The following is a 19,816-nucleotide window of genomic DNA, read 5'->3' as shown; positions in this document are numbered from 1 at the left end:
GCGGCGCCCTGCAACTGGAGGCGACCGAACGCGAGCACCTCACCGACCTGCTCGCCCGCCCCGCTTCCCGCCGCCGCGCCCCCAGCGCCCCGCAGCGCATACGGCCCGGCCTGTATCTGATGCTGCAGACCCTCGACCACGTGCCCGCCTTCATCCTCGGCCGGCGCACCGACGTGCTCGCCGCCAATCGCCTGGCCCGCGCCGTGCTGACCGACTTCGACGCGCTCCCGGCCCCGCGCCGCAACCTCGCCTGCTACTACCTCCTGGATCCCGAAGCCCGCGAACGCGTCACCGACTGGGAGCGGATCGCCGCCGAGACCGTCGCCATGCTCCGCCTGGAAGCCGGCCGGCACCCCGACGACCGCCGGCTCGCCGACCTCGTCGGTGAGCTCACCCTGCGCTCGCCCGAGTTCACCACCTGGTGGAACGACCATCGCGTGCTGCGCCGCACCCACGGCACCAAGCACTACCGTCACCCCCTCGCCGGCGACCTGGTCTTCTCCTACGAATCCCTCCAGCCGCCCGGCGACCCCGACCAGACCCTGTGCGTCTACAACGTCGAACCCGGCTCCCCCACCGAACAGGCGCTGCAGCTCCTGCAGAGCTGGAGCGCCGTCTGACCGGCTCCGTTACGCACGCCTCAGGTCAATGCCTTTGGACGTGAAGGAGCGCGGCGCGAGGTGATGGCGTAGCAGGCGGTGGTCGCGGCGGTGAGGATCGCCGCCGCCGGCAGGGGGTGGGCGAGAGTGGCCAGGATCGCCACGCCCAGGGTGGCGCCCGTCTGGCGGGCCGCGTTGAGCACGCCGCCCGCCGTGCCCGCCGTGCCGGGCGGGGCGCTCGCGACCGTCCCTGCCACCAGCGCCGGGAGGCAGGACGACAGGCCGAAGCCCATGATCAGGAGCCACGGCGCGAGCAGGTCCGTCAGGGCCAGCCCGGCGAGGCCGGTCGCGAGCAGGGCCAGGCCGCCCAGGATCGGCAGGCGGGGGCCGACGCGGGCGACGATCCGTCCGGTGAGGACGGGGTTGATCGCCATGGGGAGGGTGAGCGGCAGGAAGGCCAGGCCCGTCGCCAGCGGGGTCAGATGGCGGGCGTCCTGGAGCAGCAGGGTGAGGACGAACAGGGCGCCGGAGAAGGCGAAGTTCGCCACCGTGCCCGCCAGGAGCTCCGGCCAGGTCGCGGCGAGCAGGCCGCCGGGCAGGGCGGGGGCGGCGCTGCGGCGCTCCGCGAGGATGAGCGCGACCAGCGCGGCGCACGCCAGCGCTCCGGCCACGAGGGAGGAGCCGATCAGGGCTTCCGCGAGCAGTCCGAGGAACAGGCAGGCGAGAGCCTGGATCGTCCAGTCAATGGCGCGGGTGCCCCTGGGCGAGCGGACGTCCCGGATGGCCAGGAGGCTGATCAGGGCGAGCGGCGGGTTGATCAGGAAGACGGCGCGCCAGCCGTACGCGTCCACGAGGAGGCCGCCGAGCAGGGGGCCGGCGGCCAGGGCCGTCCCCGTGACCGCCGCCCACACGCCCGTCGCGCGGGCCCGTTCGGCGGCGCCGGGGTGGAGGTGGGCGATCAGGCCGAGCGAGCCGCCCAGGCAGAGCGCGCCTGCCACGCCGAGCAGCGCGCGCAGCACCACGAGCACGTCCAGCAGCGGTGACGCGGCGCTGAGCAGCGAGATCAGGCCGAAGGCCGCGACTCCGGCCTTGAACACCCTGGCCGCGCCGTACCGGTCGGCGACCGCGCCGCCGGTGAGCAGCGACGCGGCGAAGGCGACCGTGTAGGCGTTCACCGCCCACTGCTGGCCGGCCAGGGTGCCGCCGAGGCTCGCCCGCAGGTCGGGCAGGGCGATGGTGAGGACGGTGGTGTCGAGCAGCACGAGGAAGTAGGCGAGGCTGAGCCCGAGGAGCCGCCGGGGAGAGTTCATGCCCGTCAGGCTGCTCTCCGGCCCTCCTGACGCTCAACAGGCCAGGCCGGAGGGAGCGTTCGGGAAAGCCGTATGCTCGTCGCGTGGAGCTGCGTCAGTTGCGGGGGTTTGTGGCGGTTGCCGGAGCGGGCACGGTCACCGCGGCCGCGAACGTGCTCGGGCTGGCGCCCGCGTCCGTGTCGGAGCAGGTGCGCAGGCTGGAGCAGGGGCTGGGAGTGACGCTGTTCGAGCGCACCCCGCAGGGCATGCGGCTCACCGCCCAGGGCACGGCGCTGCTCAGCCGGGCGCAGGGCCTGCTCGACCACGCGGACGAGGTGCGGCGGGCCGTCACCGGCGAGCGTCGGCGGGTCACGCTGGGCGCGCTGGAGACCCTGGCCGCGACCCGGCTGCCGGGCGTGCTGCGCCGCCTGTCGGAGCGCCGTCCCGACCTCGACGTGGACGTCCGCACGCTGCAGAGGCGGGAGCTGCTGGCCGAGGTGGCGGACGGCGGTCTGGACGCGGCCCTGCTGCTCGACTCCGGCGCCCGCGTCGGCGCGCTCGGCTTCACGCCGCCTCCCGGCCTGGCCTTCCTGGACGTGGACGAGGTCGCCCTGTCCCTGGTCGCCGCCCCCGGCTGCGACGACGGCCCCCTGCTGGTGACCCCGCCCGAGTGCTCGATCAGGATGGCGGTGGAGCAGACGTTCGGCGCCGACGTCCCGCGCAGGGAGCTGACCAGCCTGTCCACCGCCCGCGCGTGGACCAGGCAGGGCCTGGGCCGGTCGCTGCTGCCCGACTTCGCGCTGGGCTCCGACGTGGAGTCGGGCGCGCTCGTGCGACTGGACTTCGACGCGCCCCGCCTGGCGCTGCGGCTGGTCTGGCAGCGCGGACGCGAGCAGTCGCTGCGCGACGTGCTCTACGCGATGAGCGCCTGAGCCTTCCCGGCACGGCGGTCGCGATGGCCGATCGCCGCCCGCGAACGGCTCCTCAGCGCCGGGACTTGATCCCGGTGATGCGCCGGAACAGGTCCCACCAGAACGGCGCGCCGAACAGCAGCGCCACGTACGTCAACAGGTAGCCGGGCCAGTGGCTGAGCGTGGTGATGCGGCTCCACCAGACGCCGCCGTTCCAGTGGACGCTCGGGTCGCCGCCGGCCGGGATCGTCACGCTGACCAGCGCGTGGTCGAACATCTTGACCAGGGCGGGCTGGCTGAGCGTGTCGGTCATGCAGGCGACCGGGTCGGTCTGCTCGCAGCGCTCCTTGAGCTCGTCGTACGCGTCGGACCCCGATCCGGCCACGGCGGTGACGGACGCCCTGAACGCGTTGTCCAGCAGCAGCGTCTTGCCGTACTCCAGGCCGTCCATGGTGAACAGCAGCGTGACGAACAGGCCGAGGACGGCGACGACCCACTTCACGTACCTCTTGTAGAGCATCGACAGGCGCTGCATCTCGCCGTCGAACCAGGTCTCGACGCCCTGCCTGAAGCGGTCCAGGTCGCGTTGCGCGCCCTCCCAGGCGCCCTTGAGGTGGCCGTAGAGCGGGCTCTTCATCGCCTTGAGCTTCTCCAGCAGGGCCTCGACCCCGCCGTCCTCACCGGCGGCCATCTCCATCACGGCGCCGGCGAACCGGCCGGGGGGCAGGTTCGCGATGCTGGTGCGGCCGGTCTTGGGGTGGTCGATCTCGCGGACCCGCTGGTACAGCAGGTTCGTCATGGCGTCCTCGGCCTTGTCCTCGTGGGCGGGCACCTCCGCCTCGACCGGGGCGGGCTGGTCGCTGTGCGCGGGACGCGGGTCGCGGGCGAACGGCAGCGCCGTGAACACCTCCCGCACGGTGGCGGGCAGCCACGACCTGCCCTTGGCGTCGACACCGTCCATGGTGTCGCGCAGGTACGCCCACAGGAACTTGCTGCGGATCGACAGCAGCCGGACGAACGCCTCGTTCAGCCCACTGACCAGCAGCGAGAGCAGCAGGAACGAGATCACCAAGCCGAGCGCCAGGTCGACATAGACGGATAACACCATTGATCACCCCGCGCCTTGATACACCCGCCGGCACGCCCGCCGCAACGCCCGGCGGTTCAGGAGCCGTAGAAGACCCGGTCCACCACCTGGCGGGCGCGCCGGGTGACGCGGCGGTAGTCGTCGAGGAAGTCTTCGGAGCCGTCGAGCGGGTAGCCGAGCGTCTGGGCGATCAGCCGGCGTTCCCTGGCGACCGCCGGGACGCTGTCTCCGGGGCGGCCCTTCACCAGCATGATCGCGTCTCTGATGCGGGAGACGAAGCGCCACGCCTCCCCCAGCACCACCTCGTCGGGCGCCGCGAGCAGGCCCTCGCGCTCCGCCGCGCGCAGCGCGTCCAGGGTGCGGGTGGTGCGCAGCGACGGGACGGAGCCCGCGAAGCGCAGCTGCAGGAGCTGCGCGACCCACTCCACGTCGGAGAGGCCGCCGGGGCCGAGCTTGGTGTGCAGGGCGGGGTCGGCGCCTCTGGGCAGGCGCTCGGCCTCCATGCGGGCCTTCAGCCGCCTGATCTCGCGGACGGAGTCTTCGGGCAGCCCCGCCGCGGGGTACCGGAGCTCGTCGATCATCGACACGAAGGCGCTGCCCAGGTCGGGGTCTCCGGCCGAGAAGCGGGCCCGCAGGAGCGCCTGCGACTCCCACGGCGACGACCAGCGCGCGTAGTAGGCGCGGAAGGAGGCCAGGGTGCGGACGAGCGGCCCTTGGCGGCCCTCGGGACGCAGGTCGGGGTCGATGAGCAGCGGCGGGTCGGGCGCGGGCAGGGCGAGCAGCCGTCTCAGCTCGTTGGCGATCGCGAACGCGGCCCGGGTGGCGTCGTCCTCCGCGGCGCCGGGCTCGGGCGAGTGGACGAACATGACGTCCGCGTCGCTGGCGTAGGACGACTCCAGGCCGCCCAGCCGCCCCATGGCGATCACCGCGAACCGGGTCGGCAGGTCGGCGCCCAGCTCGGCGCGGACCTTGCTCGCCGCCGCGTCCAGGGCCGCCTGGATCGTGATGTCGTTCAGCGACGACAGCGCCACCCCGACCTGCTCTATATCGACAAGTCCGGAAATGTCGGCGACGGCGATGCGGAACAGCTCACGCCTGCGCAACGCGCGCACGGACGCGACCGCCGTCTCCGCGTCGCCGTCGTGCCGCGACACCGCCGCCGACGCCTCCCCTCGCAGCGACTCGGCCGAGCGCACCGCCAGGTCCTCGTCGGAGCCCAGCAGCGCGACCGCCTCGGGCGCGTGCATGAGCAGCCCGGTGGCGTAACGGCTGGAGCCGAGGACGCGGGCCATCCGCGCCGCCACCGCCGTCTCGTCACGCAGCAGCCGCAGGTACCAGGGCGTGGCCCCGAGCTTGTCGCTGACCTGGCGGAAGCCGAGCAGCCCGGCGTCGGGGTCGGGCGTGTCGGCGAACCAGCCGAGCATCACGGGCAGCAGGGTCCGCTGGATCGCGGCCCGCCTGGACACGCCCGACGTCAGCGCCGCGAGGTGGCGCAGCGCGCCGTTGGGATCGACGTAGCCGAGCGCCTGCAGCCTGGCCACCGCCGCCGTGGTGGACAGCCGCGCCTCGGTGTCGGGCAGCCTGGCCACCGCATGCAGCAGCGGCCGGTAGAACAGCTTCTCGTGCAGCCGCCGCGCCTCCATGGCGTGCCGCCGCCAGCGGGCGGTGAACTCCCCCACGGGGTCGGCGTGCATGCCGAGCGCCCGTCCGAGCCTGCGCAGGTCGTCGGCGCCGGACGGCAGGACGTGGGTGCGGCGCAGCCGGTGCAGCTGGAGCAGGTGCTCGACCTTCCGCAGGAACGCGTACGCCTCGGCCATGCCGCGCGAGTCGTCGCGGCCCACGTAGCCCCCGCGTGAGAGCGCCGCCAGCGCGGGCAGCGTGGCCCGGCGGCGCAGCAGCGGGTCCAGCCGGCCGTGCACGAGCTGGAGCAGCTGCACCGCGAACTCGATGTCACGCAGCCCACCGGGCCCCAGCTTGATCTGCCGTTCTCCCTCGGCGCGCACGTGCGCCTCCACGCGGCGGCGCATGGCCTGGACGTCCTCGACGAAGTTCTCCCTGGTGGCGGCCGACCAGACCAGCTCGTTGACCGCCTCGACGTAGGCCGCGCCCAGCTCCATGTCGCCCGCCACCGGACGGGCCTTCAGCAGCGCCTGGAACTCCCAGGTCTTGGCCCAGCGCCGGTAGTAGGCCAGGTGGCTGGCCAGGGTCCGGACCAGCGGGCCCAACCGCCCCTCCGGACGCAGCCCGGCGTCGACCTCCCACAGCGAGCCCTCTGAGGTGGCGGTCGAGCAGGCGCGCATCATGGCCTGGGCGAGCCGGGTGGCGGTGCGCAGCGCCTTGGTCTCGTCGGCGCCGTCGCGCGGCTCGGCGACGAAGATCACGTCCACGTCGCTGATGTAGTTCAGCTCGCGCGCGCCGCACTTGCCCATGCCGATCACCGCGAACCGGACGTCGTCGGAGCCGGTCTCGGCCCGCGCGATGGCGAGCGCCGCCTCCAGCGCGGCGCCCGCGAGGTCGGACAGCTCGGAGGTGACCTCCCCGAGCGTCGCCTCGCCGTTGAGGTCGCGCGCCGCCAGGTGCAGCAGCCGCCCGCGGTAGGCGATGCGCAGGGCCACGAGCGCGTCGGCCGCCTCCGCCCGGGGTTCCGCCGCGGTGGGGTCCGCGCCGACCGCGCGCAGCAGCTCGGCGCGCGCCTCCCCCAGCTCGGGGATGGCCAGCAGGCCGACCTGTCCGGGGTGGCGCACCAGGTGCTCGCCCAGGGCGTCGCTCACGCCGAGCACGGCGAGCAGCCTGGCGTTCAGCCGCCCGTCTGCGCGCAGCAGTGCGGGGACTCCGGGGTCACGCTCGGCCAGCCGGGTCAGCGAGGCCAGCGCCAGGTCGGGATCGGCGACGTTCACCAGCCCTTCGAGGAGGTCGTCAAGCTCCACCCCTGACTGGCGCACCAGGTGCGCCGCACGCGCGCCGTCGGCGAAGCCGAGCTTGGCCAGCCGGGCGGCGGTGGACTCGATCCTTGGCACCCCTCCATCTTGACAGCCCTCCGGCGATAGGCCGAAGATTGTAACGCAACGTTGCGTTGCGTTTCTGTGGGAGGCTGCTGATGGAGAAGGTTCCGGCGACGGTGACGTGGGGGTTGCTCGCGGCGTGGGCCGTGCACGACGCGGAGGAGCTGGCGACCATGGCACGGTGGACTCGCACCGCCCGGCCGCGGCTGGAGCGGCGGTATCCGGCGGTGCCATGGGAGCGGTTCGAGATGTCGCAGAAGCAGGTGAACGTGGCGCTGGGACTGATGGCCGGGGTGATGGCGGGGGCGTCGGCGCTGGGGGCGCGCAGCGGCGGGCGCAGCCCGGTCTTCCAGACGGTGCTGGCGGCGTTCGGGGTGCACGGCGCGGTCCACCTGGCACAGGCCGCCGTGTGGCGGGGCTACACGCCCGGCGTCCTGACGGCCCCGGTGGTGGTGATCCCGTTCTCGGTGTGGGCTTGGCGGCGGCTCAAGGCGGCAGGCGTCCCCACCAGGACGGGTCCGACGGCCCTGGCGTCCGTGGCGGCCTTCCCCCTCGTGGCGGGCGCCGTCCAGGCCCTCGCCCGCACCCTGGCCACCCCCAGACGCCGCCGCCCCAAGCGCCCCGCCTGACGGGCCGTCAGGCCCTCCTACCGCGCGGCCGCCTTGACGACCTCGCCGAACGCCTGCACCACCGGGCGCCAGGTGGCGACGAGCGCGGCTTCAGCTCTCTTGACCTCCGCGATGAGCTCCTCGGCCGTCTCCAGCCCCGAGTCGGCGGCCCAGGACGTGAAGATCTCCGGTGTCGCCTCTGGATGGAACTGCACCGCCCACGCGCTCTCCCCCACGCGGTAGCCCTGGTTCGGGTACGGGGAGCCGGTCATCAGCGGCACCGCGCCCTCCGGCAGCCGCGTCATCACGTCCTGGTGGAACTGGACGGCCACCGCCGTCTCGACGCCCGAGAACAGCCGGTCGGAGGCGGCGGCGGGCAGCGCGACCACCTCGCAGGCGCCGACCTCCAGCCCGTCGGCGCCCCGCCCGACGGCGCCGCCGAGGGCCATCGTCAGCAGCTGCGCCCCCAGGCAGATGGCGAGCGTGGGCGTGCCCTCCTCGACGGACCTGCGCAGCAGGTCGCGGGTCGCGGGCAGCCAGGGGCTGCGCTCGTCCTCCCACGCGGCCGTCTCGCCACCGAGGACGATCAGCCCGTCGGCCGCGCGCGAGGGCACCGGCTCGCCCAGGTACGGCCGGACGACCTCGCAGGACGGCGCCAGCCAGCGCTCGAGGTACCCCGGTCCGGCCCCGGCCTCGTGCTCGATCACGGTAATTCGCATGAGCGTAATTATCCGGAACTTTCGCCCGAAAATCCGCATCAAACCGCCCATGGAAGCGTTGCTCGACGGGGACCCCCAGCGCCTGGGCGGATACTGGCTGGCCGGCCGGCTCGGCGCCGGCGGCCAGGGCGTGGTCTACGAGGCCTACGCCGAGGACGGCAGGCGGGTCGCGATCAAGGTGCTGCACGGCGACCAGGCCGCCCAGCTGTCCAGGGAGGTGACCGCGGCGCGGCGGGTGGCCGCGTTCTGCACCGCCGCCGTCGTCGAGGCCGTCCTGGACGGGCCCAGACCGTACATCGTCAGCGAGTACGTCGAGGGTCCCAGCCTGCGCACGGCCGTCTCGCGGGGACGCCGCTTCGACGGCGGGAACCTGCACCGGCTGGCGACCGCCATAGCCACCGCGCTGACGGCGATCCACGACGCCGGGGTGATCCACCGCGACCTGAAGCCCGACAACGTGCTGCTCGGCCCCGACGGCCCACGCGTGATCGACTTCGGCATCGCCAGGACGGCGGAGATGTCGCTCACCGCGACGGGCCTGGTCACGGGGACGCCCACGTACATGGCGCCCGAGGTGTTCACCGGCCAGCGGGCCGGGATGCCCGCCGACGTGTTCGCCTGGGGGGGCATCATGCTCTTCGCGGCCACCGGCGCCGACCCGTTCGAGGCGGAGAGCCTGGGCGGCGTCATGCACCGGGTGCTGTCGGCCACCCCCGACCTGGAGGTGCTGCCCGGCTCGCTGCGCCCGCTGGTGGCGTCCGCGCTCAGCAAGGACCCGGCGGAGCGGCCGACGGCGCGCCAGTTGCTGCTCGCCCTGGTCAGCGGCGACGGCGGGCTCGACACCGCGCACCTGCTCGCGCGCGGCGGCAGGGAGGCCGCGCAGGTGGCCACGCAGGCGGACGATCCCGCGCTGGGCACGCTGGCGGAGGAGGCGTACGCGCTGCTCTCCTCGGACGAGCGCGAGCACGCGCCCGACGTCTTCCTCCGGCTGGTCACCGTGACCGAGCAGGGCCGGCTCGAGGTGCGCCGGGCGGCGCTCGCCGAGCTGGTCGAGGGCCGCCCGCTCCCCGAGGTGGCGTCGATCACCCGGATCATGGAGGTGTTCGGCTACCTGCTGGCCAGGGACGGCGAGGAGGTCTGGCTGGCGCGTCCCGCGCTGCCGCACGCCTGGCCGCGGCTGCGCCGCTGGATCGACGCCAACCGCGACGGCCTGGCCGCGCACAGGGAGATCACGTCCGCTGCGAGCCGTTGGGACCGCGCGGGACGCAGGGACGGCGACCTGTTCCAGGGCACCAGCCTGGAGAACGCGCTGCAGTGGGCGGCCACCGCGCGCAAGAACATCACCCTGTCCCCCGCCGAGCGTGACTTCCTGGAGGCGGGCGCGCACCTGACCAGGCGCAGGTCCAGGCGTAACCGGCTGGTCTCGGTCAGCCTGGCGGGCCTGCTGGTGATCTCGCTGGTCGCGGGCGGCCTGGCCGTCCAGCAGAGCATGGTCGCGGACGAGCGGACCGGGCAGGTGGCCAGGCAGCGCGACCAGGCGGAGGCGGCGCGGCTGGCGCAGTTCGCGGGCACGCTGCGGCAGAGCGACCCGCGGGCGGCCATGCAGTTGAGCGTGGCCGCCTGGCGGATGGACAGAACCCCGCGGACCAGGGCGGCGCTGACCGCGTCGCTCGCCCAGCGGGAGATCGCGACGTTCCGCGATCCCACCGGCTCGGGCGACACGCTGCGCACGCTGAGCGCAGACGGCAGGACGCTCGTCAGCGCGAGCGACGACGCGGTCAGGCTGTGGGACGTGCGCAACGGCCGGCGGACCGGCGGGATCGCCCGGCTCGGCATGGCCGGCGAGCCGCTGCGCGGCCTCGCCCTCTCACCCACCGGCCGGACCGTGCTGGTGGTGACCGCCAAGCAGGCACAGGTACGGGACCTGAGCACGGGCGCGACCGTCAGGACGTGGAGGTTCGACCGGAAAGTCGGCGACGACACGGGCACGCCGGTCAGCGTGATGTACGGCACGGTTGACCGCTATGCGCTGCTCAGGCTCGACGACGAGACCTACGTCTGGGACCTGGAACGCGGCGGCCGGGTGAAGACCTCCGCCTGGATCGGTGCCATGACCCCCTCCGGCGACGCGGCGTACGCGGCCACCGATGGCGGGCGGATCGAGCGGCTGCGCCTGCCGGGGCTCACCCCGCGGGGGTCGCGCGCCCCGGCGGACCACTGCGGCGACTGCGGCCGCCCGCTCGCGCTCACGCCGGACGGGAAGTCGCTGGTGGAGCCGCTGCGCAGCGGCGTCCAGCTGACCGATCTCAGGAACGGCTCCTCGCGGACCCTGGGCCAGGACCGCCCCACCTGGAACCGCGGCGAGCTGACCTTCAGCGGCGACGGCCGGCTGCTCGCCTCCGTGACGCGGACGGGCATCCAGGTGTGGCGCTCCGGCGGCCGGTTGCTGACCACGCTGTCCCTGCCCGGCGGCGCGGAAGACGACGCCCAGTTGCTGCCCCAGGTCGGCTTCGACGGGCACACGCTGCGTTACCTGAGCGAGGACCACGTCGTCACCGTCGACCTGAGCGACCTGGCGATGCGCGAGCCGAAGGCGGAGCCGTCGTGGATGTGGGCCACGCTGGGCCCCGGCGCGCGGCAGGTGCTCGCGTCGGAGGACGGCCAGAAGGTCTACCTGGCCGACCCGCGCGGACCGCTCGGCAGCCCCGTGCTGAAGAAGCCCGACTCCGAGGCGGTCGACGCCGCCGCGGTCAGCCCGGACGGGCGGCTGGCGGCCGTCGGCGGCCTCAAGGGCATCACGGTCGTGGACACCGGCTCGCGGCGCGCGGCGGCGGAGCTGGTGCCTGGCGGCGAACTGGAGTCCTACGAGACGAGTTTCCTGACCTTCAGCCCGGACGGCTCGAAGCTGGCCGCCGGGATGCGGGCCGTTGACGACGGCGCATCGGACTTCGCGCTGGGCGTCTGGGACTGGAAGAGCGGCCGCCTGCTGTGGTCCGCGCGGGTGGGCGAGGTGCGGGACGCCGACTTCTCCCCCGACGGCAGGGTGCTCGCCGTGGCGACGGGCGAGCAGCGCCTGTTCGACGTCGCGTCGGGCAAACAGCTCGGCAAGGTGTTCGGCGGCACAGGACAGGGGACGACGATCAGCGATGTGCTCTTCACCCGTGACGGCAGGTCGGTGGCCGCGGTGGACTCGCGCGGGCGGGTGACCGTCTTCGACGCCGCCACCCGGCGCCAGGTCGGCCAGCCGGCCCGCGGCAGGCTCAACGGCGGGAACGTCGCGGCCAGGTCACCGCGCGAGGACGTGATCGCGGTCGCCGCCGGCGGCCGGGTGCAGCTGTTCGACCTGGCCACGGGGGCCGACCTGGGCCTGCTCAGGGACGGGAGCCAGGGCGAGCTGTACGGGATGGCGTTCGCCGCCGACGGGTCGAGCGTGCTCACCCTCGACTCGACGGGGGTGGTGCGCGAGGAACTCGTCGAGCCGGGCCGGATGGCGGCCGCCATCTGCTCCCGGGCCGGACGCCCGCTGAGCCCCGCCGAGTGGCGCGACTACGTCACGGGGGTGCCCTATCTGAAGGTGTGTCCGTAAGCTCCGGCTATGAGAGTTGAGGATGTCGACGGCCTGCGGATCGCCACGTTCGGCGGCGGCCCGCAGGTGGTCATCGCGGTCCACGGGATCTCCGCCTCGCTGATGGCCTGGGCCGCGGTGGCGCGGCGGCTGCCCGACGGGTGGTCGCTGGTCGCGATGGACCTGGCGGGCCGCGGGCACAGCGCCGCGCTGCCCGGCCCGTACGGGCTGCCCAGGCACGCCGAGGACGTCCTGCGCGTCGCCGACCATGTGGGCGCCGGGCCCGAGGCGGTGCTGACCGGGCACTCCATGGGCGCGTACGTCGCGGCGCTGGCCGCGGCCGAGCGGGACTTCGCCCGGGTCGTGCTGGTCGACGGCGGCCTGCCCATGCCGCTGCCCGCCGGCGCGGACCCCGACGAGGTGCTGGCGGCCACGCTGGGCCCCGCCCTGGCCCGGCTCGCCCAGACGTTCGCCACCCCCGAGGAGTACGTCGCCTTCTTCAAGGCGCACCCGGCCTTCGCGGACGCCTGGACCGACGACGTCGAGGCGTACGTCCGGTACGACCTGACCGGGCCCGACGGCGCGCTGCGCTCGCGCGCGGCCGGGGAGGCGGTGCGCGAGGACGGCCGCTGGCTGCTCGTCGAGTCCGGCAGGATCGGGGCCGCGCTGGCCTCGATCAAGTCCCCGCTCTCCCTGCTCAGGGCGCCGCGCGGGCTGCTCGACCAGAACGTCGGCATGCTGCCCGACGCGCTGGCCGCCGAGTGGACGGCCCGGCTCCCGCACCTGGCCGACGAGCTGGTCCCCGACTGCAACCACTACACGATCCTCTTCGCCGACCGCTGCGCGTCCCTCGTGGCCGAAAGACTCACCTCGGCGCGCTGATCAGCGCGGCCCGTCCGCCGCGACCTCGGCTGGTCCGGGAAGGCGGACGGCCCCTCGTTCTCCCGGTGGGAGCGCGAGGGGCCGTCCGTGCGTGGGCGGGTCAGCGTGCAGCGATCCAGGTGGCACGGGCCGCGGCCACGAGGGTGCCGTTGACGTCGTAGATGGCGCTCTCGCCGAACAGCTTGCGGCCCTCGCGGCCGGTGGCGCGGGCCACCACCGAGTAGGCGCCGCCCGGGTAGACGCGCCCGTGGATCTGCACGGCCAGCCGTCCGAGCAGGGCCGACTCACCGGGCTTGAAGTGCGCCCAGCCGGTGACGCAGTCGAGGGCCGCGCCCACGATCGAGGCGGGGACGCCGTCCTCGTCGGCCACCGTGAACGGCACCCGCCATCCGGCGGCCACCAGGTCGGTGCCCTCGACCGGGCCGGGGAAGATGCGCAGGCCGTCGCCGGGCTCGCGCAGGCCGCAGGCGAAGCACTCGGGGAAGGCGTGGCCCTGCCAGCCGGGGAACCCGCTCTCGGCGCGGGCGGCGTCGGTGAACGGGACGAAGTCGGGGGCCGTCAGGTCCTCGGCCACCGGGAACGCCTCGACGAGCAGCCTCTCGCCGTCGGACAGCGTGACCGTGTTGCCGACGTGCTCCAGGCACAGCTCGGTGTCCAGCGGGGTGGGCGCGTGCAGCGTGACCTCGACCGGTGATCGGTTGCCGTTGAGCGCGTCGGCCATGGTGCCGGCTATCCAGCCGCCGTTGGCGACCCCGGCGGGGCCACGGAAGCGCTCGGGAACGGTCAACACGGTCTGCAGGGCAGCCGTCGTCATGCCACACCCTCCCATATCGCCACATGAGGCGAGAAGTCCGAAAATCTAGATAAAAAACAGCCCGATTTTACCGGACGTGCGGTATCGCGAACGCCCAGGGGGGTGCCGGTCGGCGCCATGCCCGCACGCATAACGCCACAAGTACGGCCGAAACTTCCCGCCGCCGCGCAGTGTGGCAGTATCGCCCGCACACGGTCCGTCCGCGCAGTTTCGGCCAACGGGCCTGGCCTCGCATGGCGCCGCAGCCCGGCGGCGCGCCCGGCATCTCCGTAAGATACGGGCCTCACTTTGCGCGCACGTTACATACGAGCGGAAGTGACATTGATCACGCTGTTACCGGCCCCAACGCGACAGGACGCGGGCACGTCGCAGGGTCGGCGCGGGCCAGGCCATGCCGGCCATCGGAATCCAGCCCCATGGCGGGACAGCACGGGGATCGCAGCACGGTAAGCGAGTGCTGTGGTCTCCGCCCCGGGGTCCTCCGTCACGTTCCCGTCACGCTGCGACGACGCCCGAGAGGAGATGCTTGATCCCCTGAAGGGGTCAGGTCTTCTCGCCTCTCCCCTCCGCATATCGGAGGTGCGTCATGCGCAAACGACTGGCATGCGTGGCAGGGTTGCTGGCCCTCCCGGCGTTCAACGCCATTCCGGCGCAGGCTTCGCAGGGTCCTTCTTCCAGCGTCGCCGCAGTACAGGGTTCGGATCCTGGTTTTCGCTGCCGCATCAGGTCAGCACCAGGCGGGCCGTGCCCTCCCAGCGGCGCATCTACGATCACCGTCGGCCCAGGGGAAAGCCTGACGGTGAAGGTCGCCACCGGTGGTGGAACCCTCACCGAGGGAAAATTCATCGCCTACGCGCAAGACCCGCTCGGCGACTTCGAGCCGGTCGGAAACGTTACACATGCCACTGCCTCAGATGCCGCGCCGAAGGTCATCTGGAAGAACGACAGACGGGACAAGGTGGAGGTGTACATGGAGGCCATGGCGGCCAATCCCTTGCCGCGCTCTGGTGAGAGCCAATTCATCAGTGGCCAGTACGAGGTCCAGTAGGAATCCGCTTACAGCACCGGCAGGTAGCGGCCCAGCTCGAACTCGGTGACCTGGCGGCGGTACTCGCGCCACTCCGTCCGCTTGTTGCGCAGGAAGAAGTCGAAGACCTGCTCCCCCAGCGTCTCGGCCGCGAGCTCGCTCTGCTCCATGACGCCGATCGCCTCGTCCAGCGACTGCGGCAGCGGGCGGATGCCGAGGGCTCGGCGTTCCGCGCTGGTCAACGTCCAGACGTTGTCCTCGGCCGCCGGCGGGAGCTCGTAGCCCTCCTCGATGCCCTTCAGCCCCGCCGCGAGGATCAGCGCGAAGGCCAGGTACGGGTTGCAGGCCGAGTCGAGGGAGCGGAACTCGATGCGCGTCGAGCCGCCCTTGTGCGGCTTGTACATCGGCACCCGCACCAGGGCCGAGCGGTTGTTGTGGCCCCAGCACACGTACGAGGGGGCCTCACCGCCCTGGCCCGCGATGGCCTCGGCGCCGCCCCACAGCCGCTTGTAGGAGTTCACCCACTGGTTGGTGATGGCCGTGATCTCGGCGGCGTGCCTGAGCAGCCCCGCGATGAACGAGCGGCCGATCTTGGACAGCTGGTAGTCGGCCCCGGCCTCGTAGAAGGCGTTCCTGTCGCCCTCGAACAGCGACATGTGCGTGTGCATGCCCGAGCCCGGGTGCTCGGTGAAGGGCTTGGGCATGAAGGACGCCCAGATGCCCTGCTCCAGCGCCACCTCCTTCATCACGAGCCGGAAGGTCATGATGTTGTCGGCGGTAGTGAGCGCGTCGGCGTAGCGCAGGTCGATCTCCTGCTGGCCGGGCGCGCCCTCGTGGTGGCTGAACTCGACCGAGATGCCCATCGACTCCAGCATCATGATCGCCTGGCGGCGGAAGTCGTGGCCGGAGCTGTGCGGCGTGTGGTCGAAGTAGCCGCCGGAGTCGATCGGCTCGGGCCGCTGCCCGGGCTCGGGGCGGTTCTTCAGCAGGAAGAACTCGATCTCGGGGTGGGTGTAGAAGGTGAAGCCCATGTCGGCGCACTTGGCGAGCGTGCGCTTGAGCACCCAGCGCGGGTCGGCGTGCGACGGCGAGCCGTCGGGCATCAGGATGTCGCAGAAGATGCGCGCGGCCCCGGGGGTCTCGCTGCGCCACGGCAGGATCTGGAACGTCGACGGGTCGGGCTTGGCCAGCATGTCGGCCTCGTAGACGCGGGCGAAGCCCTCGATGGCCGAGCCGTCGAAGCCGATGCCCTCGGCGAAGGCGCCCTCGAGTTCGGCGGGGGCGATCGCCACGGACTTGAGGAAACCCAGCACGTCCGTGAACCAGAGCCGGATGAACCGGATGTCGCGTTCCTCGAGCGTGCGGAGCACGAACTCCTGCTGGCGGTCCAAAGCATCCCCTAGTGGTGACAGTGCTGGTCTCCTATCAGGATGCCGTGTCCGTGTTTCGCACAGGTTACGACGGGTGCCGGTGCGAGCCTCGCTGACAAAGCGTCCGGCCGGACCTAATGTGATCACTCAGTCAGTCTCGGGGGAGGCATTGGTGGCTATCGACCTGCTCAATCACAAGCTCGATCGAGCCTTCGACCACATCGACGCCAGCGGCAACGGCGTGGTCGAGCGTGAAGACCTGCTGGGGCTGGGCGCCCGCATCCTGGTGGGATTCGGGGAGTCCCCGACCTCGAGGGCCGGCAACGGCCTGGTCGACAGCTTCGACGGCATCTGGGCCACCCTGACCGCCGCGCTCGACCGCGACGCCGACGCCCGGTTCTCGCGGGAGGACTTCCGGATCGCGATGACGTCCGCGTTCGTCAAGGGCGACCGGTACGAGCCGGTGTTCAAGCCCGCCACCGTGACGGTGGCCGAGCTGTGCGACCACGACGGCGACGGCCTGATCGGGCCCGGCGAGTTCCGTACCCTGCTGAGCGCGTTCGGCACCGCCTACGACGACGTGGACGCTGCGTTCGACCGGCTCGACCGCAGCGGCAGGGGCGCGCTCACCCGCGACGAGCTGGTCCTGGCCGCCTGGCAGTTCTACGCCTGCGACGACCCGAACGCCGCCGGCAACTGGCTCTTCGGTCCGCTGTGAGCACCGACGTGATCGCCACCGTGAGGTCGGCGCTGCGGTCAGTGCTCGGCTGGAAACCGCTGCTGCCGGCGCCGCGCAGGGGCGGCTGCCCGGCGGAGGCGCTGCTGCCGCTCACCGAGCGGGTGCCCGCGATGGCGACGACGTGCCGCATGCATCCGTCCGTCTACGCGATCGAGGCGGCCGTCATCGACTGGGCGCGCCGCACGGGGCTGAACGCCGATCCGGGCGTCGGCTTCCACCGGATGGCCGGGCGGGCGTTCGCCGAGTTCGACGCCGCCGCCGCGGCCCTGTTCGCGCAGTGGCTGACCTGGCTGTTCCATCTGGACGACGAGCTCGACGAGGGGTCGTGCCCGCTGAGCGTGTTCCAGGGCCTGCTGGAGGGCGCCTCGGACCATCCGCTGGAGGCGGCGTTCGCCGACCTGTGGCGGGTGACGTCCGCGCGGATGAGCGACCAGTGGCGGGCCCGCTTCGCGGTGAACCTGAAGCGCCAGCACGACGCCTGCCGCATCGAGGCGGAGAACCGGGCGGCGGGCCGGGTGCCGTCGCTGGCCGAGTACCCGTCGCTGCGCAGGGCGACGATCGGCCCCTACCTGTACGACCTGGTGGAGCCGTGCCTGCGGGTGGAGGTCCCGCCGTGGCTGCACGAGAGCGAGCCGTGGCAGGCGCTGGTCGACGCGTGCAACGACGTCAACGCCTGGTGCAACGACGTGGCGTCCAGGCCGAAGGAGCGCGGCGACACGCACAACCTCGTGGTGGTCGCCTCGCACCAGCTCCGCCTGGACGAGCGCCAGGCCACGGCCTGGGTGCTCGACCGGATCGCCGAGCGCTGCCACGACATGCAGAGGGCCGTCAGGCGGCTGCCGCTCGACGCGCTGGCGCCCAAGGCGGCCAGGGACGTGAGCAAGGTCGCCTGCGCCTACCTGGCCGCGCCGCGCGCGCACCTGGACTGGCTGCTGGAGTCCACCCGCTACACGTGATGGACGCAGGTGGCCGCGAGACGGCACTCGTCTCGCGGCCGAGTTCGGCGGATGGACCGCCCGGCCGGGCCCTGGTGGGCGCACAGGCCGGCGTTCGCGCGGCGAAAGCGCGAACATCACCCTTCAATCCCCGCCGGGAAGTCGTCTGCCGCGTTCCACATTCCACCGGGGATTCGCCCGCCCTTCCGGCGGGCGAATCCCCGGCATAACGGAATGCTTATACGCGCGGCCCACCGGACGGAGCGGCCGAACGGACGAAGACGAATTCGTTGCAGCCGATACCGCCCTGGCAGGTCTTCAGGAAACGCAACTCGAAGTCGCGCTCCCGGTGAAAGTCGAAGATCTGCTCGGGCGTGGCCACCTCGAACGGGAATCCCCCGATCCAGTCGACGAGGTCATGACGGGCGGACATCCCCCGGCCCCGGGGGGGTGGCACCGGATGACCGCACACCCGTTTCACCGCCCTGGCCACGACCCCCCGGCCGTCGAGGTACACGCCACTGGCCAGCACGATCGCCCGCCGCCCGATCGGGCCCGAACGCACATAGCGCTGTTTGACCCGCCACCACAGCCGGCTCGCCAGGCCTTGGTCGTTGTAGATGGCGATGAACATCAGCCCGCCCGGCGCGACCAGCGCCGAGGTGGCGCCGATGGCCTGCCACATCGCGCCGGTGTGGTGCAGGACCCCCCACGAGTACACGATGTCGTGGCGGCCGAGACCGCTGATGTAGGCGTTGTCGAGAATCGAGCCCTGTTCCACCTGCCAGTCACTGTCCGGCGCGAACCTCCGCCGCAGCTCCGCCGTGGCGGCGACCGACTGGGGGTCGTAGTCGAAGGAGCGGACCTTCGCGCCGAGCCGGTGGGCGGCGAGCGAGAAGAGGCCGCTTCCGCAGCCGATGTCGAGGAACGAACGACCGCTGAGATCGCTGACTCCCAACGCCCTGGTCAGCGACTCCTGAGCCTGCGCGATTCGCGGCTCGTCCACCAGGTTGAGATAGTCAAGCCAGTTGTCGCCGAACGCGAAACGGCCTCCGTTCACCTGCTCGGCGGATTTCATCTGCATTTCGCGGTTCCACTCCCCTGTGCTGTGCCGCCGCGAATTACGGAGCTGGGAACCAACGACGCGGCGCGTTCTTTCCGTTGCGAGATCACCGGCCATGCTATGGAGATCGTCAGTTTGTGACGATGACGATTGGCATATGGCGGCGAAAGATACGGCCAACGTTCATCACCATGACGTCGGCCTTCGTTCCCGACATGACAAGCCTGCCGTGAGCGGGTCAGGCCGAGTTGCTCGCCAGGGCGTCGCCGATCGGGGTGCGCCGGTAGACGACCTGTTTGCCGACGCGCATGCCCACGGCCAGCCCGCCGTCGCTGAGCACGCCGAGGTGCTGGCTGACCGCGCCGGGCGTGAGCGACATGCGCCCGGCCAGCGCCGTGGTGGTGCTGGGCTCGGCGAGCGCCAGCAGGATCTGCGCCCTGCTCCTGCCGAGCAGCGCCGACAGCGCGGCGGGGGCGGGCGGCGGTCCCTGCTCCCAGAGCGTCCCGACACCCTGCACCGGATAGACCAGCATCGACTGGTACGGCGCCGACATCACGGCCACCGACGGCCAGTAGAACGCGCTGGGCACCAGCACCAGCCCGTCTCCGTGCAGCTCGCTGACGAGGCACCAGGGCCGGTCGACGTACAGGTGCTCGCCGGTCCACTCCACGGCCGGGTCGAGCCCGGCGAACAGCTCGCGGGCGCCGCCCTGGGCGAGCTGCCGCGACCTGCGCAGCACGTCCCGTTCCAGCAGGCCGTAGACGCGCGGCCAGAACTCGGCGAAGCACGTCTCCCAGTACGCCTCCAGCGCGTCGGCCACTCTGGCGACGCCCGCCACCGGGTCGGAGACGAACCGGTCGAGGACCGCCCGGTCGGCGCCCGCCACGGTGCGGGCCTCCACGAGGGCACGTTCGGGAGAGGCGCGCCGGACCCTGTCGAGCTCGGCGGCGAAGTCGGGCAGCGGCGTGTCGGGCGGCGGGGTGAGGAAGTCGGCGAGGTAGCCGGTGGGCGGCACGAGCGCGAACAGCTCGGCGAGGTCGAGCCCGGCCAGCCGGGGGCGGACGCACTTGATCCACGGCAGGTGGATGGACTGCCTGGCCGGGCCCTGAAGCGTGCGCAGGCTGGCGACCAGCTCCCACAGGGGAGAGAACGCGAACCTGATGCGGGCGACGTCCTCGGGCTTCAACGTCCAGGTCACGCTCACTC

16 protein-coding genes are annotated in these 19,816 nt (G+C 72.6%); 8 read left to right on the top strand and 8 right to left on the bottom strand.

The features are described 5' to 3' along the window. Positions 1-119 precede the first annotated feature (119 nt). A complete protein-coding gene (locus ABT294_RS15915) occupies positions 120-620 on the top strand; it encodes an MmyB family transcriptional regulator (protein WP_350806353.1) in 501 nt (166 codons plus the stop codon). 20 nt (positions 621-640) lie between these two features. Here the strand turns inward: ABT294_RS15915 and ABT294_RS15910 are convergent, their stop codons facing one another. After that, complete coding sequence (locus tag ABT294_RS15910) at positions 641-1,909, bottom strand: MFS transporter (RefSeq protein ID WP_350806352.1); 1,269 nt, start codon at positions 1,907-1,909, stop codon at positions 641-643. A gap of 83 nt (positions 1,910-1,992) precedes the next feature. Here ABT294_RS15910 and ABT294_RS15905 point away from each other — a divergent pair, with 83 nt between their 5' ends. Continuing rightward, positions 1,993-2,820: a LysR family transcriptional regulator gene (locus tag ABT294_RS15905; RefSeq protein ID WP_350806351.1), complete on the top strand. Its 828-nt coding sequence runs from the start codon at positions 1,993-1,995 to the stop codon at positions 2,818-2,820. Positions 2,821-2,872: 52 nt separating this feature from the next. Here ABT294_RS15905 and ABT294_RS15900 read toward each other — a convergent pair whose 3' ends face one another. Together ABT294_RS15900 and ABT294_RS15895 are read right to left on the bottom strand one after the other, a co-directional pair. Next, complete coding sequence (locus ABT294_RS15900) at positions 2,873-3,907, bottom strand: hypothetical protein (protein ID WP_350806350.1); 1,035 nt, start codon at positions 3,905-3,907, stop codon at positions 2,873-2,875. A gap of 56 nt (positions 3,908-3,963) precedes the next feature. Further along, positions 3,964-6,903: a bifunctional [glutamine synthetase] adenylyltransferase/[glutamine synthetase]-adenylyl-L-tyrosine phosphorylase gene (locus tag ABT294_RS15895; RefSeq protein ID WP_350806348.1), complete on the bottom strand. Its 2,940-nt coding sequence runs from the start codon at positions 6,901-6,903 to the stop codon at positions 3,964-3,966. A gap of 80 nt (positions 6,904-6,983) precedes the next feature. Here ABT294_RS15895 and ABT294_RS15890 point away from each other — a divergent pair, with 80 nt between their 5' ends. Next, the gene (locus ABT294_RS15890; protein ID WP_350806347.1) at positions 6,984-7,517 is read left to right on the top strand and encodes an HXXEE domain-containing protein; all 534 of its coding nucleotides are present in this window, start codon (positions 6,984-6,986) and stop codon (positions 7,515-7,517) included. A gap of 17 nt (positions 7,518-7,534) precedes the next feature. Here ABT294_RS15890 and ABT294_RS15885 read toward each other — a convergent pair whose 3' ends face one another. Then, positions 7,535-8,215, bottom strand: coding sequence for a type 1 glutamine amidotransferase (locus ABT294_RS15885; RefSeq protein WP_350806346.1), 681 nt, complete (start codon positions 8,213-8,215; stop codon positions 7,535-7,537). 49 nt (positions 8,216-8,264) lie between these two features. Between ABT294_RS15885 and ABT294_RS15880 the strand changes: the two genes are divergently transcribed. Together ABT294_RS15880 and ABT294_RS15875 are read left to right on the top strand one after the other, a co-directional pair. After that, positions 8,265-11,801, top strand: a complete 3,537-nt coding sequence (locus ABT294_RS15880) for a serine/threonine-protein kinase (RefSeq protein ID WP_350806345.1) — start codon at positions 8,265-8,267, stop codon at positions 11,799-11,801. Positions 11,802-11,810: 9 nt separating this feature from the next. Next, positions 11,811-12,662, top strand: a complete 852-nt coding sequence (locus tag ABT294_RS15875) for an alpha/beta hydrolase (protein WP_350806344.1) — start codon at positions 11,811-11,813, stop codon at positions 12,660-12,662. 100 nt (positions 12,663-12,762) lie between these two features. Here the strand turns inward: ABT294_RS15875 and ABT294_RS15870 are convergent, their stop codons facing one another. Then, on the bottom strand, positions 12,763-13,476 hold the full coding sequence (locus tag ABT294_RS15870) for a hypothetical protein (RefSeq protein ID WP_350806342.1): 714 nt from the start codon (positions 13,474-13,476) through the stop codon (positions 12,763-12,765). A gap of 586 nt (positions 13,477-14,062) precedes the next feature. Here ABT294_RS15870 and ABT294_RS15865 point away from each other — a divergent pair. Beyond that, positions 14,063-14,524, top strand: coding sequence for a hypothetical protein (locus ABT294_RS15865; RefSeq protein WP_350806341.1), 462 nt, complete (start codon positions 14,063-14,065; stop codon positions 14,522-14,524). An 8-nt stretch (positions 14,525-14,532) separates the two neighbouring features. On the opposite strand, the gene glnA2 is transcribed toward ABT294_RS15865, so the two are convergent. After that, a complete protein-coding gene (gene glnA2, locus ABT294_RS15860; RefSeq protein WP_350806339.1) occupies positions 14,533-15,894 on the bottom strand; it encodes a gamma-glutamylpolyamine synthetase GlnA2 in 1,362 nt (453 codons plus the stop codon). Between the two features lie 151 nt (positions 15,895-16,045). Between glnA2 and ABT294_RS15855 the strand changes: the two genes are divergently transcribed. Next, complete coding sequence (locus ABT294_RS15855) at positions 16,046-16,591, top strand: EF-hand domain-containing protein (protein ID WP_350806338.1); 546 nt, start codon at positions 16,046-16,048, stop codon at positions 16,589-16,591. An 8-nt stretch (positions 16,592-16,599) separates the two neighbouring features. Next, the gene (locus ABT294_RS15850) at positions 16,600-17,568 is read left to right on the top strand and encodes a terpene synthase family protein (RefSeq protein WP_350806336.1); all 969 of its coding nucleotides are present in this window, start codon (positions 16,600-16,602) and stop codon (positions 17,566-17,568) included. A gap of 217 nt (positions 17,569-17,785) precedes the next feature. On the opposite strand, the gene ABT294_RS15845 is transcribed toward ABT294_RS15850, so the two are convergent. Beyond that, on the bottom strand, positions 17,786-18,727 hold the full coding sequence (locus tag ABT294_RS15845) for a class I SAM-dependent methyltransferase (RefSeq protein ID WP_350806333.1): 942 nt from the start codon (positions 18,725-18,727) through the stop codon (positions 17,786-17,788). Between the two features lie 121 nt (positions 18,728-18,848). Continuing rightward, a complete protein-coding gene (locus ABT294_RS15840) occupies positions 18,849-19,808 on the bottom strand; it encodes a DUF5937 family protein (RefSeq protein ID WP_350806331.1) in 960 nt (319 codons plus the stop codon). Positions 19,809-19,816: the final 8 nt, after the last annotated feature.

The sequence above is a fragment of the Nonomuraea sp. NPDC000554 genome, from assembly GCF_040300065.1.
Lineage (GTDB): Bacteria > Actinomycetota > Actinomycetes > Streptosporangiales > Streptosporangiaceae > Nonomuraea.
Note: the sequence above shows the minus strand (reverse complement) of the source record. Positions and strands in the feature narration are given on the sequence as shown.

Bases quoted from the DNA above. Each gene is read 5' to 3' on its own strand.
- ABT294_RS15865 (WP_350806341.1), top strand. From the start codon at position 14,063: ATGCGCAAACGACTGGCATGCGTGGCAGGGTTGCTGGCCCTCCCGGCG.
- ABT294_RS15900 (WP_350806350.1), bottom strand. From the start codon at position 3,907: ATGGTGTTATCCGTCTATGTCGACCTGGCGCTCGGCTTGGTGATCTCG.
- ABT294_RS15915 (WP_350806353.1), top strand. From the start codon at position 120: ATGCTGCAGACCCTCGACCACGTGCCCGCCTTCATCCTCGGCCGGCGC.
- ABT294_RS15880 (WP_350806345.1), top strand. From the start codon at position 8,265: ATGGAAGCGTTGCTCGACGGGGACCCCCAGCGCCTGGGCGGATACTGG.
- ABT294_RS15890 (WP_350806347.1), top strand. From the start codon at position 6,984: ATGGAGAAGGTTCCGGCGACGGTGACGTGGGGGTTGCTCGCGGCGTGG.
- ABT294_RS15870 (WP_350806342.1), bottom strand. From the start codon at position 13,476: ATGACGACGGCTGCCCTGCAGACCGTGTTGACCGTTCCCGAGCGCTTC.
- ABT294_RS15875 (WP_350806344.1), top strand. From the start codon at position 11,811: ATGAGAGTTGAGGATGTCGACGGCCTGCGGATCGCCACGTTCGGCGGC.
- ABT294_RS15885 (WP_350806346.1), bottom strand. From the start codon at position 8,215: ATGCGAATTACCGTGATCGAGCACGAGGCCGGGGCCGGACCGGGGTAC.
- ABT294_RS15845 (WP_350806333.1), bottom strand. From the start codon at position 18,727: ATGGCCGGTGATCTCGCAACGGAAAGAACGCGCCGCGTCGTTGGTTCC.
- ABT294_RS15910 (WP_350806352.1), bottom strand. From the start codon at position 1,909: ATGAACTCTCCCCGGCGGCTCCTCGGGCTCAGCCTCGCCTACTTCCTC.